Annotated in this window: 19 protein-coding genes; 12 read left to right on the top strand and 7 right to left on the bottom strand. The window is 46.5% G+C overall.

What is annotated here, in order from left to right; translation table 11 throughout:
- Nucleotides 1-27 precede the first annotated feature (27 nt).
- The 4 genes from KNP96_RS16190 to KNP96_RS16205 all read left to right on the top strand — a co-directional run bounded on the left by KNP96_RS16190 (nt 28) and on the right by KNP96_RS16205 (nt 2,776).
- On the top strand, nt 28-426 hold the full coding sequence (locus KNP96_RS16190; RefSeq protein ID WP_029333272.1) for a MerR family transcriptional regulator: 399 nt from the start codon (nt 28-30) through the stop codon (nt 424-426).
- A gap of 49 nt (nt 427-475) precedes the next feature.
- Nucleotides 476-1,822, top strand: coding sequence for a type I glutamate--ammonia ligase (glnA, locus tag KNP96_RS16195; RefSeq protein WP_088836751.1), 1,347 nt, complete (start codon nt 476-478; stop codon nt 1,820-1,822).
- Between the two features lie 467 nt (nt 1,823-2,289).
- Nucleotides 2,290-2,526, top strand: a complete 237-nt coding sequence (locus KNP96_RS16200; protein ID WP_159173744.1) for a (4Fe-4S)-binding protein — start codon at nt 2,290-2,292, stop codon at nt 2,524-2,526.
- A complete protein-coding gene (locus tag KNP96_RS16205) occupies nt 2,501-2,776 on the top strand; it encodes a GNAT family N-acetyltransferase (RefSeq protein ID WP_214767378.1) in 276 nt (91 codons plus the stop codon). Before KNP96_RS16200 ends, KNP96_RS16205 begins: the two co-directional genes overlap by 26 nt.
- Nucleotides 2,777-2,825: 49 nt before the next feature.
- Here the strand turns inward: KNP96_RS16205 and KNP96_RS16210 are convergent, their stop codons facing one another.
- The 3 genes from KNP96_RS16210 to KNP96_RS16220 all read right to left on the bottom strand — a co-directional run bounded on the left by KNP96_RS16210 (nt 2,826) and on the right by KNP96_RS16220 (nt 4,096).
- A complete protein-coding gene (locus KNP96_RS16210) occupies nt 2,826-3,002 on the bottom strand; it encodes a hypothetical protein (RefSeq protein WP_214771790.1) in 177 nt (58 codons plus the stop codon).
- Nucleotides 3,003-3,089: 87 nt separating this feature from the next.
- Nucleotides 3,090-3,416: an AzlD domain-containing protein gene (locus tag KNP96_RS16215; protein WP_088836755.1), complete on the bottom strand. Its 327-nt coding sequence runs from the start codon at nt 3,414-3,416 to the stop codon at nt 3,090-3,092.
- A complete protein-coding gene (locus KNP96_RS16220; protein ID WP_088836756.1) occupies nt 3,395-4,096 on the bottom strand; it encodes an AzlC family ABC transporter permease in 702 nt (233 codons plus the stop codon). Before KNP96_RS16220 ends, KNP96_RS16215 begins: the two co-directional genes overlap by 22 nt.
- Before the next feature lie 167 nt (nt 4,097-4,263).
- Here KNP96_RS16220 and dhaK point away from each other — a divergent pair, with 167 nt between their 5' ends.
- The 3 genes from dhaK to dhaM are packed head-to-tail and all read left to right on the top strand — an operon-like array spanning nt 4,264 to nt 6,236.
- Nucleotides 4,264-5,232 (top strand): dihydroxyacetone kinase subunit DhaK, encoded by a 969-nt coding sequence (dhaK, locus tag KNP96_RS16225; protein WP_214771793.1) that lies wholly within the window; start codon nt 4,264-4,266, stop codon nt 5,230-5,232.
- Between the two features lie 43 nt (nt 5,233-5,275).
- Nucleotides 5,276-5,878, top strand: coding sequence for a dihydroxyacetone kinase subunit DhaL (gene dhaL / locus KNP96_RS16230; protein WP_029333286.1), 603 nt, complete (start codon nt 5,276-5,278; stop codon nt 5,876-5,878).
- Nucleotides 5,871-6,236 (top strand): dihydroxyacetone kinase phosphoryl donor subunit DhaM, encoded by a 366-nt coding sequence (gene dhaM / locus KNP96_RS16235; protein WP_088836757.1) that lies wholly within the window; start codon nt 5,871-5,873, stop codon nt 6,234-6,236. Before dhaL ends, dhaM begins: the two co-directional genes overlap by 8 nt.
- A gap of 186 nt (nt 6,237-6,422) precedes the next feature.
- On the opposite strand, the gene glpK is transcribed toward dhaM, so the two are convergent.
- The 4 genes from glpK to lexA all read right to left on the bottom strand — a co-directional run bounded on the left by glpK (nt 6,423) and on the right by lexA (nt 9,986).
- Nucleotides 6,423-7,946, bottom strand: a complete 1,524-nt coding sequence (gene glpK / locus KNP96_RS16240) for a glycerol kinase GlpK (RefSeq protein WP_088836758.1) — start codon at nt 7,944-7,946, stop codon at nt 6,423-6,425.
- A 41-nt stretch (nt 7,947-7,987) separates the two neighbouring features.
- On the bottom strand, nt 7,988-8,689 hold the full coding sequence (locus KNP96_RS16245; RefSeq protein ID WP_088836759.1) for an MIP/aquaporin family protein: 702 nt from the start codon (nt 8,687-8,689) through the stop codon (nt 7,988-7,990).
- A gap of 178 nt (nt 8,690-8,867) precedes the next feature.
- Entirely contained in the window at nt 8,868-9,341 is a 474-nt protein-coding gene (locus KNP96_RS16250; protein ID WP_088836760.1) for a metal-binding protein, read from the bottom strand.
- A 30-nt stretch (nt 9,342-9,371) separates the two neighbouring features.
- A complete protein-coding gene (gene lexA, locus KNP96_RS16255) occupies nt 9,372-9,986 on the bottom strand; it encodes a transcriptional repressor LexA (protein ID WP_029333297.1) in 615 nt (204 codons plus the stop codon).
- Between the two features lie 206 nt (nt 9,987-10,192).
- Between lexA and yneA the strand changes: the two genes are divergently transcribed.
- The 5 genes from yneA to KNP96_RS16280 all read left to right on the top strand — a co-directional run bounded on the left by yneA (nt 10,193) and on the right by KNP96_RS16280 (nt 14,065).
- Complete coding sequence (gene yneA / locus KNP96_RS16260; protein WP_214767387.1) at nt 10,193-10,480, top strand: cell division suppressor protein YneA; 288 nt, start codon at nt 10,193-10,195, stop codon at nt 10,478-10,480.
- A gap of 46 nt (nt 10,481-10,526) precedes the next feature.
- Nucleotides 10,527-11,180, top strand: a complete 654-nt coding sequence (locus KNP96_RS16265; RefSeq protein ID WP_088836761.1) for a YneB family resolvase-like protein — start codon at nt 10,527-10,529, stop codon at nt 11,178-11,180.
- Between the two features lie 113 nt (nt 11,181-11,293).
- Nucleotides 11,294-11,530 carry a DUF896 domain-containing protein gene (locus tag KNP96_RS16270; protein WP_029333302.1) on the top strand — a complete coding sequence of 79 codons (237 nt, stop codon included), beginning with the start codon at nt 11,294-11,296 and terminating at the stop codon, nt 11,528-11,530.
- 207 nt (nt 11,531-11,737) lie between these two features.
- The gene (gene tkt, locus KNP96_RS16275; RefSeq protein WP_088836762.1) at nt 11,738-13,726 is read left to right on the top strand and encodes a transketolase; all 1,989 of its coding nucleotides are present in this window, start codon (nt 11,738-11,740) and stop codon (nt 13,724-13,726) included.
- Nucleotides 13,727-13,834: 108 nt separating this feature from the next.
- A complete protein-coding gene (locus tag KNP96_RS16280) occupies nt 13,835-14,065 on the top strand; it encodes a YneF family protein (protein WP_012370001.1) in 231 nt (76 codons plus the stop codon).
- Nucleotides 14,066-14,187 lie beyond the last annotated feature (122 nt).

Raw genomic sequence — 14,187 nt, forward strand, 5'->3', positions numbered from 1 at the left:
ATGGAGTAAGGAAAAAGGAGGAACGACATGGCAGACGTAACACGACAGTCCAAGCCACTGTTTCCGATTGGAGTCGTTCAAGAGTTGACCGCGTTATCTGCCCGGCAGATCCGTTACTATGAAGAACAGGGACTGATCAAACCGGAACGGACGGAGACGAAACGCCGCCTCTACTCGTTCAACGATGTGGATCGTTTACTGTCGATCAAGGAATATTTGGATCAGGGACTGAATATCGCAGGGATTAAAATGATTTTTGACAATGATCTCATCAAACGAGAACGCGTTGCGGAGACGGTCGTCAAGACACGTCCGGAACTATCCGATGGAGAGTTGTATAAACTCCTGAAAAATCAACTGAAGGAAGCAGGTCAACCTGGAAAAACGTCGCTCATCCAAGGTGAGCTCGGGCGTTTCTTCAAGTAAGTACCTGTTACCATATATGAAAAACAGAATCGGAGAGGGGAACTGTTACATGACACGCCGCAACATTACACGAGAAGACATTATGAAAATCGCTAAAGCTGAGGACGTACGGTTTATTCGTCTACAATTCACAGATATCCTCGGTACAATCAAGAACGTTGAAATTCCAGTAAGTCAATTGGAGAAGGCACTTGATAATAAGATGATGTTCGATGGTTCGTCGATTGAAGGATTCGTCCGGATCGAAGAATCAGATATGTATCTCTTCCCAGACTTAAACACATGGGTTGTCTTCCCATGGACTGAAGATGGAACAGGTAAAGTCGCACGTCTCATTTGTGACATTCACAATCCAGATGGCACATCGTTCTCAGGTGATCCACGTGGTCAATTGAAACGCGTACTTAAAGAAATGGAAGAGCTTGGTTTCTCTTCATTCAACGTCGGACCAGAACCGGAATTCTTCCTCTTCAAGAAGGATGAAAACGGTCGCCCGACACTTGAATTAAACGACCAAGGTGGATACTTCGACCTCGCACCTGTCGATCTCGGTGAGAACTGCCGTAAAGAAATCGTCATCGAGCTCGAAAACATGGGCTTTGAAATCGAAGCATCACACCACGAAGTCGCACCGGGTCAACACGAAATCGACTTTAAATATGCGGATGCGATTACGACTGCCGATAACATCCAAACGTTTAAACTCGTCGTTAAGACGATTGCTGCGAAACATAACTTGCACGCGACATTCATGCCGAAACCGCTCTTCGGTGTCAACGGTTCAGGTATGCATGCGAACATGTCCCTCTTCAAAGGAAACGAAAACGTCTTCTTCGACGAAGAGAACAGCAACATGCAACTCTCTGACGATGCACGTGCTTTCACGGCGGGTATCCTCAAACACGCTCGTGCCTTCACAGCTGTCTGTAACCCGACAGTCAACTCGTACAAACGTCTTGTTCCTGGTTATGAAGCACCTTGCTACGTCGCATGGTCAGCCCGTAACCGTTCACCGCTCGTCCGAGTTCCTGCTGCACGTGGTCTTTCAACTCGAATCGAAGTTCGTTCAGTTGACCCGGCGGCTAACCCGTACCTTGCACTTGCGACATTGCTTGCGTCAGGTCTTGACGGAATCAAAAACAACTTGCAAGCACCTGCACCAATCGACCGTAACATCTACGTCATGGACAAACCAGAACGTGTTGCGAACGGCATCGATGATTTACCATCAACACTCAGCCATGCACTCGAAGTACTCAAAGCAGATGACGTCGTCATGCACGCACTCGGCGATCACATCGCGGAACACTTCGTTGAGCTCAAAGAAATCGAGTGGGATATGTTCCGGACACAAGTCACGGAATGGGAACGCGATCAGTACATGGTCTTGTTCTAAGTCTACTGGAAACGCCCGAATTTATTTCGGGCGTTTTTTAGCGTGTGGACAAAGCAACATAAAGTGATAAAAGCATCTCCCTTTTCCGTTGCTTTCCTCGGGCGAGGCGCAAGCCGTTGCTCCTTGATCCTCTCGGACAATGAGCAGGGTCTTGCCTGCCTCTGACAGTGCGTTAAAAACGCACTTTTTCCCGTAGGAGTCAACGGAAGAGAGATGCTTTTTAGACCGTCGTGCAGCCGTTTTGAAGATGAGACGAGACAGGAAAGTGCAACACGCAAGCATATCGGTATAAACCTTTCATTAGAGTTTATCTACAGCCTGAGAACGTCTGAATTTATTTCGGGCGTTTTTTGTGAGAATTCAATTGATGGATGCTTACATTTTTGTGATTTTATTAATTTTTTGATTTTCGAAAGGTGCATGCGCTTATTTAGGGAATAGAAAAATATACTAAGGAGGCGTTCCATATGAAGAAAGCCTATGAGGGAAAAGACGTGACTGTCTACTTTGATTCAGAAGTGTGCATTCATTCCGGTCACTGCGTCAAGAGCCTGCCTAGCGTCTTTGATGTCAAAAAACGACCATGGATTGAAGCGGACGGTGCGGAAGCAGAAGAAGTCATGCGTGTGATTGATGGCTGTCCAAGTGGTGCTTTATCTTATGAACGGAGGGAAGCAAATGGAACTGAAACGAGCGGAACGTAAAATCGAAGCCCATCAGGAAGGTGCAGTGATTGGAGAAATCACCTACAGCGACACGAACAAAGGCATGTGGATCATCGATCATACGTATGTCGATCCCGCTCACCGGAACCAGCAAATCGGCGAACAACTCGTTGCCGAAATCGTCAACTGGGCACGGGAAGTTAACGTCAAGCTACTGCCGTTATGTCCGTTTGCGAAAAAAGAGTTTGAACATCAATCGGATTATCAGAACGTACAAGCAAATACGTGAACACAAAAATCTCCCCCAGTCTCTCAAGACCAGAGGAGATTTTTTCGAGTCATTGTTTGTGATCCCTGACTTTCATTTTGCGAGAAACAACCATCGCACCGAAATAGGCGACGACGTACAACGCGACCAGTCCTTGTTTTAGCATATAGGGTATATCCATTTGACTCGCGATCAGAAAAATCGCGCACAGCAATATCAAATAGGATACAAACTGCTTATTCGGCACATCAGGACCTCCTTCACTATCCATTAATTTCTATTTTAAAGATAACACAAAGGATGCATCGAAACATGTTAAAGATGAATGAAGTGCTTACAGATACAATCGTAGAAATGCCATGGTGACGACACCGGTCACGACCGTCCAGGATAGACTTTTGCTGAAAATTGCCACCGCCATCGTCGGTAGTGCTGCGAAGACATGAAGCGTCGAAATCGTCGGAAACGCGTCGTCTTGCGCGATGAGTAGATTTTGAAAAAAGAGGGCACCAAGCAGGCAGACCGGAATGAAGGAGAGCCATTCCGTTACGAGGCGTGGTAACGTCAGTCCATGAAGGACAAGAAACGGTAAGACGCGTGGAATCCAAGTGACGAGTCCACAAGCTAAAAAAAGAGCGATTAATTCTGGACGGATTTCCATCGTGTGATCACGACTCCTATACTTGCACCACCGAGCGTCGCGCAAAGAACGGCGACTTCTGGAGAAAAGTAGCGCATGGTTATGTAAAGCAATAGTAAGACGATCAGTAAGAGGCAACTGTTCACGGCAATGCGGGAACGTTCTCCTTCGAACTGTAAGTACAATAAGCCGATGAACATCGCCGTCAGGGCAAAGTCGAGACCGAAGCGCTCAGGATCAGGGAACCAACTGCCGACGAGTGCTCCGAGAACAGTTGCGACGATCCAGCTGAGATACGCAGTCAGGTTCAAGCCGTGCATGAAAGACGGGGAAAGCGTTCCTTTTTGCGCAGTATTCATCGCGACAGCGAACGACTCATCTGTCAGTAATGTCCCGACGCCGATCCGATCACGGATATGCCGGGTCTCAACATGCGGTGCAAGCGTCAGACTCATCAATAAGTGCCTGAGATTGACGATGAACGTCGTCAGGATGATGGCAGAAGCGGGACTATTTAATAATAAAAGACTTGTGATGATGAACTGGGCGGCACCGGCGTAAATGAAGACGGACATGAATCCGACTTCAAGAGGGGATAAACCGGAGGCACGACCGACGATGCCGGCAGAAAAGCCGATTCCGAGATAACCGAGAACAGTTGGTAAACAGGCTTTGATTCCTGCTTGGAATGAAGAAGACACGATGCAATTCCTCCTTTTTTGACATGTAAGATGAGCATAGCATCCGTACTCAAAAATGGACACTAAGTGGTCAATATTTTCATATGTTTTCTTGACATAAGTTTGCTTGAATTGTGGTAAAGACTAAGTGGTAGTGCAAAAAATCGTTAGACGAAGGAGCGTTCAAGATGGATAAATTAATGCAAGATGCCAACCGATTCGTATCAGATATGGTGGAAGGTCTCGTTTTAGCTCATCCGGATTTATATGCGAAAGTCGACGGCGTCAATGTCGTAAAACGAAAAGAACCACTGAACGGAAAAGTTGCCCTCGTTTCGGGTGGCGGCAGTGGGCATGAGCCAGCCCATGCTGGTTTCATTGGTGACGGGATGTTAGCTGCAGCAGTTTGTGGAGAGGTCTTCACCTCACCGACACCAGATATGGTCCTTGAAGGGATCAAGGCAGCAGATGCTGGTAAAGGCGTACTTCTCGTCGTTAAAAACTATTCCGGGGACGTCATGAACTTTGATATGGCGAAGGAACTGGCAGAACTTGAAGAGATCGAAGTCGAGACGGTTGTCGTAAAGGATGACATCGCCATCAAAAAAGAAGAAGATCGCCGCGGTGTCGCGGGTACAGTCTTTGTCCATAAAATTGCCGGTGCGGCAGCGGCGGAAGGCAAGTCGCTTGCTGAAGTCAAAGCAATTGCCGAGAAAGTCATCGGAAGCGTGCGTTCGATTGGGATGGCACTTTCACCGTGTTACATGCCGGAAAGCGGAAAACCTGGTTTCGACTTACATGAAGATGAGATGGAAATCGGAATTGGAATCCATGGTGAAAAAGGAATCGACCGGAAACCGGTTGCGTCCGTTGAAGCAATCGTCACGGAACTGCTCGACCGACTGACAGCAGAAGTAACAGACAAAAAAGTCGCTGTCATGGTCAATGGTATGGGTGGAACGCCGGAATCGGAACTCTACATCACCTACAAGTATGTCGCGGAACAATTACAAGCAAAAGGCTACGACATCGTCCGTCCATACGTTGGAAACTATATGACATCGCTTGAGATGCACGGTTTCTCGATTACGTTACTTCCGGTCGACGACGAGCTCGTCGGTTACCTTGACGCAAAAACGAATGCAATCGGCTTTTGATCAGACTAAAAATCTTTAAAAGAAATAGAAGAGGTGGATTGAAATGAAGTTAACGACAGAACAGTTTCGTGAAAGCTTACTGAAGGCAGCAGCACAGATTGAAGCCCATAAAGATGAACTGACCGATCTTGATCGTGAAATCGGCGACGGTGATCACGGGATTAACATGTCACGTGGTTTTCAAGCCGTCCAAAAAGAACTAGAAGCACATGGTGAGTATGAAGATTTAGGTGATTTGTCAAAACAAGTTGGGATGACGTTAATCAAGACGGTCGGTGGGGCGTCTGGTCCGTTATACGGAACAGCGTTCGTCAAGTTCGCCGGAGCCTTTAAAGGGAAAAAAGAAGTGGAAGGGCAAGAACTGGCACAAGCTTTTGTTGAAGCGACGGAAGGCATCAAGATGCGTGGAAAGTCTGAATTCGGTCAGAAAACAATGGTCGACATTTGGACACCTTTCCATGAGGCCTTGAGCAAAGAGGCGGATTTAAACGCTGCACTCGAACAAGCGCTCCGTGATACAAAAGAACGTGTCGCGACGAAAGGGCGGGCTTCCTACTTTGGAGACGCGACAGTCGGCGTGCAAGATCCAGGTTCTTTATCGAGTGCACTCTTGTTACAAGAAATCGTGGAGGTGCTACATGGTTAATGTAATTCTCGTTTCACACAGTGAAAAACTGGCGACTGGTCTAAAGGAACTGCTTGCCGAAATGGCACCGGATACACCAATCCTGCTAGCGGCCGGTTTAGCGGATGGAAGCATCGGGACAGATGCTTCGCGCATTGAAGAGACGTTGAATGCGCTCGACGATGACGGTGTCATCTTGACGGATATCGGTTCTGCAACAATGAATACGGAGTTGGCCCTTGAACTGTATAGCGGTGATAAAACGGTCCAATTTGTCGAGGCGCCGCTCGTCGAAGGGGCATTCCTCGCGGCTGTTTTAAGTGGTCAATCGAAGTCACTGACTGAAGTCGTTGACGGATTGAAAAATGAATTCGCCTAAATGATTCGCGTAAGACCGATCTCCCTTCTAAGTCAGGTATCTGCCTGTTCGCTTAGAGGGGAGTTCTTTGGTGTGGATTGAGAAGTTGTATGAATTAAGAGGTCAAAGATAAAAAAAGAAGCGATTTCGAGTGATATCGAAATCGCTTCTTTTTAATAGAGTGGTGCAAAAGTCATCGTTGTTCGATTAGACGTTTGCGTTGGCTGCTTTTTTGTTCGGTGTGAATGCCATTGTCGCTTCGACCGCTTTTTGCCATCCGGCATAACGTTTTTCGCGATCGTCTTCTTTCATTTCAGGTGTGAATTGATGGTTGAGTTTCCACTGCTTTTTGATTTCAGCTTTATCTTTCCAATAGCCGACAGCGAGTCCAGCGAGGTAGGCTGCACCGAGTGCCGTCGTCTCATTGATTTCCGGGCGGTCAACTGGAACACCGAGAATATCCGATTGGAATTGCATCAAGAAGTCGTTGGCAACGGCACCACCGTCGACGCGTAACGTTTTCAGTTCGATGCCGGAATCTTGCTGCATCGCTGTCAAGACGTCGCGAGTTTGGTAAGCGAGTGACTCGAGTGTTGCGCGGACAAAGTGCTCTTTTTCCGTCCCGCGTGTCAATCCGAAGATGGCACCGCGAACGTCGCTATCCCAGTACGGTGCACCAAGACCAACGAAAGCAGGAACGACGTAGACACCGTCTGTTGAATCGACTTTCAAAGCGTAGCCTTCTGAGTCTTTTGCATTTTTCAACATTCGGAGACCGTCACGCAACCACTGGATTGCAGAACCGGCAACGAAGATTGAACCTTCGAGTGCGTATTCCACTTTGCCGTCGACGCCCCAAGCGATCGTCGTCAAGAGTCCGTGGTCTGAAGAAACGGCTTTTTCGCCCGTATTCATCAACATGAAGCAACCTGTACCGTATGTGTTTTTCCCTTCGCCCGGTTCAAAGCACGTTTGACCGAACAAGGCAGCTTGTTGGTCACCGGCGATGCCGGCGATTGGAACTTCGAAGCCGAAGAAGTGATACGGGACTGTGTTGTCGTAGACTTCACTTGATTGACGGACTTCTGGCAACATCGATTTAGGGACTGTCAGGATTTCAAGTAACTCGTCATCCCATTGTTGTTCGTAAATGTTGTACATGAGTGTCCGTGAGGCATTCGTGTAGTCTGTGATATGTGTTTTTCCACCTGAGAGCTTCCAGACGAGCCACGTATCGATTGTACCGAAGAGCAGTTCCCCGTTCTCTGCTTGCTCACGTGCACCATCGACGTTATCTAGAATCCATTTGACTTTTGTTCCTGAGAAGTAGGCATCGATGAGTAAGCCAGTTTTATCGCGGAATTTTTGATTGAGTCCTTGTTCTTTTAGCTCATCACAAATGTCGGCCGTTTGACGCGATTGCCAGACAAGGGCATGATAAACTGGTTTTCCCGTTTCCTTGTTCCAGACGACTGTCGTTTCACGTTGGTTCGTAATTCCGATGCTCGCGATTTGACTCGGTTTGATGTCAGCCGTTCCGAGTGCATCCGCCATGACTGCTAAAATCGAACCCCAGATTTCATTTGCATCATGCTCGACCCAGCCTGGTTGTGGGAAGTATTGTTTGAATTCACGTTGAGCAGAGTTGACGATTTGACCATCATGATCGAAAATGATGGCGCGTGAGCTTGTCGTTCCTTGGTCGAGTGCTAAAATATACTTGTTTTCCATCTGTGAGTCCCCCTTGAATAGTTAAGATACCTAATGCTCAATCAAAATAGCAGTTGATAGATGAAGACGGCGATTGCGCCTCCGATGATTGGTCCGACAATCGGAATCCATGAGTAACCCCAGTCTGATGATCCCTTACCCGGAATCGGTAAGATCGCGTGGGCGATACGTGGACCAAGGTCACGGGCAGGGTTGATTGCATAACCCGTCGTACCACCGAGCGAAAGACCGATGACGACTACGAGGAGACCGACGATCAATGGATTGAGTCCGTCTGCAAACGTATTCGCTCCAAGCGCCAAGATACCAAAGACGAGAACGAATGTCCCGATGATCTCAGATACTAAGTTTGATCCCGTATGACGGATTGCTGGACCTGTCGCGAAGACACCGAGTTTTGCGGCTTGATCTTCTGTCGCTTCAAAATGTTTCATGTAATGAAGCCAAACGAGTACTGCGCCAAGGAATGCTCCGACAAGTTGAGCAGCGATATAGATAGGTACATCTGCCCACGGTAAGTCAGAATTGAGCGCGAGCGACAAAGTAACCGCTGGGTTCAAGTGGGCACCACTGGATGCCGCGACGTAAACACCGGTCATAACGGCGAGACCCCAAGCGAGCGTGATGACAATCCAGCCACCATTTTCAGACTTGGTTTTCTTCAGAACGACACCGGCGACGACGCCATCCCCGAGTAGGACGAGAATCAATGTTCCCATCATCTCACTAATAAAATTACTCATGCAAAAACCCTCCCTTTGGATTAAAGCGAATAATACCTTTCTATTTAAACCTAACCCGAATTGATAACGTTTTCAATACAAATAATTGAAATATAGGAATCGAAATTTTCAATATTTAGGTTTAAAAAAATTAGAATTGGATAATAAAAAGACTTTTTCCATGATTGAATGGAAAAAGTCAGGATCGACGTTTTTTTCGTTTCTTTTTAGGGCGGAACCAACTACTCGTATGATCAAGGATGATATGAATCGTACTTGCGGTCATCACACCGATAATAAAAGCAGGCATGACGTCAATCAATGAGTCGACCGTGCTTGCTTGGATGATTTCACTATAGAAGGCTAAAAAGAGTAGCGGAATCAATAAAGCGGCACTGTAGAGTAGGCGGATGACATCTCCGATGATTAAGCCATGCGACCAGATGGAGCGGTGCGGCATAATTTTAACGTATGGCATCCAAAGGACACGCAAAGGGCCAAAACGATAGTAAGGTTCCGATTTTAAGTCTAAGTCGGGCGAAAGCCATAAGGTCCCGACGGCGATTCCGACAGCGGTCGGGAGCCAATCCGTTTGGTTCGTTGCGACCGAATAAACAACATATCCCGTTAGGGCAACGGAGTTGACCGTATCATGTACATTTCCAGAAGGCATGAAAAAAGACCAGCTTAGCTGGTCCCTCTCTTAGTGAATCGTCCGGTAAACGCCGATGACCTTGCCAAGAATCGACACGTTATCGAAATACATCGGGTCCATCGAGTCATTTTCTGGTTGAAGACGTACCTGTTGATCTTCTAAGAAGAACCGTTTGACTGTCGCTTCACTATCTTCGGTCATCGCAACGACAATCTCCCCGTTTTCTGCTGTGTTTTGTTGACGCACGATAACACGATCGCCATCAAGAATACCTGCATTAATCATCGATTCGCCATCAATCGTCAACATAAAGACGGTTTCATTTCCTACATAATGTGCAGGGAGTGGGAAATGCTCTTCTATGTTTTCAATCGCAGTGATCGGAAGTCCGGCAGTTACCTTGCCGATAACGGGGACATGGACGATCGCTTCGTTGATTTCTTCAGGTTTATCAAGCAATATTTCAATCGCGCGTGGTTTCGTCGGGTCACGGCGAATCAGTCCACGTTTTTCTAGACGATCCAAATGACCGTGTACCGTTGAGCTTGAAGCAAGACCAACAGCTTCACCAATTTCGCGAACTGAAGGTGGATAGCCCTTTAACTTCACTTCAGCGATGATGTAGTCAAGGATTTCTTGTTGACGTTTAGACATTTTCCGCATACGAATTGCCACCTCTTTCCGGATTGGTTTTTTTAGGATTTAGGAATATATGTTTCTAGAATTACTATAACATAGAACAAATGAGCGCACAAACAATTGTTCGATGTTTTTGTATTGACCGAACACTGGTTCTGTGTTTATTATAGATTATGCGAACAATTGTTCCGAGAACATTTATTCTAATAACCTATTTGGAGGGATTCATGATGATTCATTCTATTCGTACTCATGCCTTTTCAATTCTGTTTTATACGCTCAGTTTTGCTTTCATTCTTTTTCTTTTAACACCACGACCGGATGAAAAGGTCCACCGATTACTTACGGCGTCAGTCACGGTAGATGAGAACGTAACAGTCGAACAAGTAGCTGAAGTCTACAATGATGGTTCGATGACGAATCAAGAATACATCGACTGGCTGATCAAGAACAATGAGCTCGAAACAAAACATGTCATTTCGAAAGACAAAATCGTTGTACCAATCGCACAACAATGACAGAATATAAAAGTTGTTGAATGAACGAACAGGGGTGTGAGGTACGATGAAAGTAGTAATCTACTGTCGCGTCTCGACGGAAAAAGAAGCACAAGAGAGCTCACTGGAGCGGCAAAGAGCAGAACTGTCGGGACTCGCTTTAACAAAAGGATTTGAAATCATAGATATCATCGTCGAAAAAGAAAGTGGCTATGATGTAGAGCGAGAAGGGATGTTGACCGTTCTTGATTATGTAACGCGTCATCTGGTGGAAGCGGTGCTCGTGACGGACGATACACGAATCGGACGAGGAAACGCCAAAATCGCGATTTTGCATACGTTCAAAAAACATGATGTCCAGTTGATGACGATGGAGTCAGACGGTGAATACCAACTGGCAGATGCGGAAGCGATGGTCCTCGAAATCGTTTCACTCGTTGAGGAATACCAGCGTAAGCTCCACAATGCAAAAATCGCACGCGGCATGCGACGGGCTGTCGATAATGGTTTTAGACCCGAACAAAATCTCAATCGGCAAGGCGAGAATGCCGGCCGCAGTCGAAAGGAAGTCCCGATTGAAGAAATCGTTCGATTACGTGAACTTGGTTTGACGTTTGCTGACATCGCGACGACCTTACGCGGCATGGGGCATGATATTTCGAAAGCGACGGTCAATCGGCGTTATCTTGAATATAAAGAAGTTGTCCAGTCTTATGAATGAAAGCAGGTGTTGTGTCATCTTGACGCGACAAACTTGCTTTTTTTTTTCGGGTCTTTTACAGTAAGGTTACTATTAAAGTGCTCCGCGTTGAGTCAAAGAGAAAGAGGGATATTATGTTATCACAAGAACAACTCGATCGAATTAATGAACTTGCCAATAAATCAAAAGTCGAACCGTTAACGGAAGCTGAGACGGCGGAACAAAAAGAATTAAGAACGGCCTATTTAGAAGCATTTCGTGGTTCGTTCAAAAATCAAATGATGGGCATCAAAATCGTTGATGAAGAAGGAACGGATGTTACGCCTGAAAAATTGAAGCAAGCACAAGAAGAAGAACGCAATAAACAGTAAGCAAGTTTTGTATGAATGAAAGCTGCGTCGCTCAATCCGTGAGCGAGGTAGCTTTTTTAATGGGAAAATCAGTAATGTGTATCATGAAAGTCGCTTGAAAAGGGCAATAGAGAGCGCATTCATTTTAATGTGACATACTATTTAGAAAAGTTGTATCACATTTCTGTGTGTGCTAAAATGATATAGAATTTGTGAAAAAGAGAGAGGATGATTGTTTTGACGAACATGACAACAGTAGAATTACTAGCAGTAAATACGATTCGTACCTTATCAATTGATGCAGTACAAAAAGCGAACTCGGGCCACCCGGGAATGCCGATGGGTGCAGCACCGATGGCATTTACATTATGGGCGGATCATATGAACCACAACCCTAAAAATCCAGAATGGTTTAACCGTGACCGTTTTGTACTTTCAGCAGGACACGGTTCAATGCTTCTCTACTCACTCCTCCATTTATCAGGATACGACCTCGCGATGGATGACTTGAAGTCATTCCGTCAATGGAACTCAAAAACACCGGGTCACCCGGAATACCGTCACACAGCAGGTGTCGATGCGACGACTGGTCCACTCGGACAAGGCATCGCGATGGCTGTCGGGATGGCGATGGCAGAACGTCACCTCGAAGCGAAATACAACCGTGACGACCTAAACGTCGTGGACCACTTCACATACGGCATTTGCGGAGACGGTGATTTAATGGAAGGTGTCTCTGCAGAAGCGGCTTCACTCGCAGGACATTTAGGTCTTGGTAAACTCGTCGTCCTGTATGATTCAAACGATATCTCGCTTGATGGCGACTTGGACAAGTCATTCTCTGAAAACGTCCAACAACGTTTTGAAGCATACAACTGGCAAGTCATCCGTGTTGAAGATGGAACGGATATCGATTCGATTTCAAAAGCACTCGACGCGGCGAAAGCGGAAACAACAAAACCGACATTGATCGAAGTCAAAACGGTTATCGGATTCGGTTCGCCGAACAAATCAGGGAAATCGGCTTCACACGGTGCACCACTCGGCGATGCGGAAATCAAGTTGACGAAAGCAAGCTACGTTTGGGATCATGAAGAATTCTATGTACCGGAAGAAGTCAAAGACTTGTTCGAGGAGCGCATCGAAAAACGTGGCGCTGATACAGAAGCAGCATGGACGGAAAAAATGGAGCAATACAAAGCAGCACATCCGGAATTGCACGCTGAGCTTGTTCAAGCGATCAACAATGAATTGCCGAGCAACTGGGAAGCAGATCTTCCGACATATGATCTGACATCGAAAAAAGCAACACGTCAGACGAGTGGAGAAGTCTTAAACGCTCTTGCGAAAAACATCCCATCAATCTTCGGGGGATCAGCTGACTTAGCTGGTTCGAACAACACGATGCTAAAAGGCGAAGCTGACTTCGATATCGATCCAAGCGGCCGTAACATTTGGTTCGGTGTCCGTGAGTTCGCGATGGCAGCAGCTGTCAACGGAATGGCACTTCACGGTGGCGTCATCCCTTACGGTGCGACATTCTTCGTTTTCTCAGACTACTTGCGCCCGGCAGTCCGTCTTGCAGCATTGATGGGGATTCAATCAATCTTCGTCTTGACGCATGACTCGATCGCAGTGGGAGAAGATGGTCCGACACACGAGCCAGTCGAACACTTGATGAGTTTCCGTGCGATGCCGAACTTGACGGTCTATCGTCCGGCAGACGGAAAAGAAACGATTGCCGCTTGGAAAACAGCTGTTCAATCGAAAAACAAACCGACGTTGCTCGTTATGACACGTCAAGGTTTACCTGAACTTGAAGGCACGACAGTCGAAGGTGCTGAAAAGGGTGGTTATGTCATCGCAGGTGACGTAAACACAGCAGATACAATCTTGATGGGAACGGGTTCAGAAGTTCACTTGCTCGTCGAAGCACAAAAACAACTGGGTGAAAAGGTTGCGGTCGTTTCACTTCCATCATGGGAGTTGTTCGAAGCGCAAACAGCTGAGTACAAAGAATCTGTCTTACCAAAACGGATCACGAAACGTCTTGCGATCGAAGCAGGCGCGTCACTCGGTTGGTACAAGTACGTGGGAACAGAAGGACAAGTCATCGGAATCGATCGTTTCGGCGCATCGGCTCCAGGAGACCTTCTATTAAAAGAGTACGGCATGTCTGTCGAAAATATCTTGGAAACAGTCAAGCAACTCGGATAAGTGGAACAGGTGCGCGTTCATGCGCACCTTTTTCATGCATTATCTATGCAAACGGTTAGAATTATAGTATAGTAAAAAGCGACGTTTTAAGTTAGAGGAGGAAGCAACTTGGCTACATGGATTTGGATTTTAATTGCCCTTCTTTGCTTGGTAGCAGGTGTCGCCCTTGGTTTCTATATCGCTCGTCGATACATGATGAACTATTTGGAGCAAAACCCGCCAATCAACGAAGATATGATTAAGACATTGATGATGCAAATGGGTCAAAAGCCATCACAAAAGAAAGTCAACCAAGTGATGCGTTCAATGAGTGGTTCGATGAAATCACCTAAAAAATAAGCAGTTTCAAAAGGAGACCCTTGTGGTCTCCTTTCAGCGTGTAGACAAACTAGATGGAAGGTCACTTGAATGTGATTTCCCATCTTTTTTTTTGCTCTCTCTTTCCTTCCTAATTGTCTTCC

Origin of the sequence: Exiguobacterium sp. s133 (assembly GCF_018618595.1) — a bacterium.
In the GTDB taxonomy this organism is placed as follows: Bacteria; Bacillota; Bacilli; order Exiguobacteriales; family Exiguobacteriaceae; genus Exiguobacterium_A; species Exiguobacterium_A oxidotolerans.

What these genes read in the sequence shown, in the direction of transcription:
- KNP96_RS16190 (WP_029333272.1), top strand. Translation starts at nt 28, where the DNA reads ATGGCAGACGTAACACGACAGTCCAAGCCACTGTTTCCGATTGGAGTC.
- glnA (WP_088836751.1), top strand. Translation starts at nt 476, where the DNA reads ATGACACGCCGCAACATTACACGAGAAGACATTATGAAAATCGCTAAA.
- KNP96_RS16200 (WP_159173744.1), top strand. Translation starts at nt 2,290, where the DNA reads ATGAAGAAAGCCTATGAGGGAAAAGACGTGACTGTCTACTTTGATTCA.
- KNP96_RS16205 (WP_214767378.1), top strand. Translation starts at nt 2,501, where the DNA reads ATGGAACTGAAACGAGCGGAACGTAAAATCGAAGCCCATCAGGAAGGT.
- KNP96_RS16215 (WP_088836755.1), bottom strand. Translation starts at nt 3,416, where the DNA reads ATGGAAATCCGTCCAGAATTAATCGCTCTTTTTTTAGCTTGTGGACTC.
- dhaK (WP_214771793.1), top strand. Translation starts at nt 4,264, where the DNA reads ATGGATAAATTAATGCAAGATGCCAACCGATTCGTATCAGATATGGTG.
- dhaL (WP_029333286.1), top strand. Translation starts at nt 5,276, where the DNA reads ATGAAGTTAACGACAGAACAGTTTCGTGAAAGCTTACTGAAGGCAGCA.
- dhaM (WP_088836757.1), top strand. Translation starts at nt 5,871, where the DNA reads ATGGTTAATGTAATTCTCGTTTCACACAGTGAAAAACTGGCGACTGGT.
- glpK (WP_088836758.1), bottom strand. Translation starts at nt 7,946, where the DNA reads ATGGAAAACAAGTATATTTTAGCACTCGACCAAGGAACGACAAGCTCA.
- KNP96_RS16245 (WP_088836759.1), bottom strand. Translation starts at nt 8,689, where the DNA reads ATGAGTAATTTTATTAGTGAGATGATGGGAACATTGATTCTCGTCCTA.
- KNP96_RS16250 (WP_088836760.1), bottom strand. Translation starts at nt 9,341, where the DNA reads ATGCCTTCTGGAAATGTACATGATACGGTCAACTCCGTTGCCCTAACG.
- lexA (WP_029333297.1), bottom strand. Translation starts at nt 9,986, where the DNA reads ATGCGGAAAATGTCTAAACGTCAACAAGAAATCCTTGACTACATCATC.
- yneA (WP_214767387.1), top strand. Translation starts at nt 10,193, where the DNA reads ATGATTCATTCTATTCGTACTCATGCCTTTTCAATTCTGTTTTATACG.
- KNP96_RS16265 (WP_088836761.1), top strand. Translation starts at nt 10,527, where the DNA reads ATGAAAGTAGTAATCTACTGTCGCGTCTCGACGGAAAAAGAAGCACAA.
- KNP96_RS16270 (WP_029333302.1), top strand. Translation starts at nt 11,294, where the DNA reads ATGTTATCACAAGAACAACTCGATCGAATTAATGAACTTGCCAATAAA.
- tkt (WP_088836762.1), top strand. Translation starts at nt 11,738, where the DNA reads ATGATTGTTTTGACGAACATGACAACAGTAGAATTACTAGCAGTAAAT.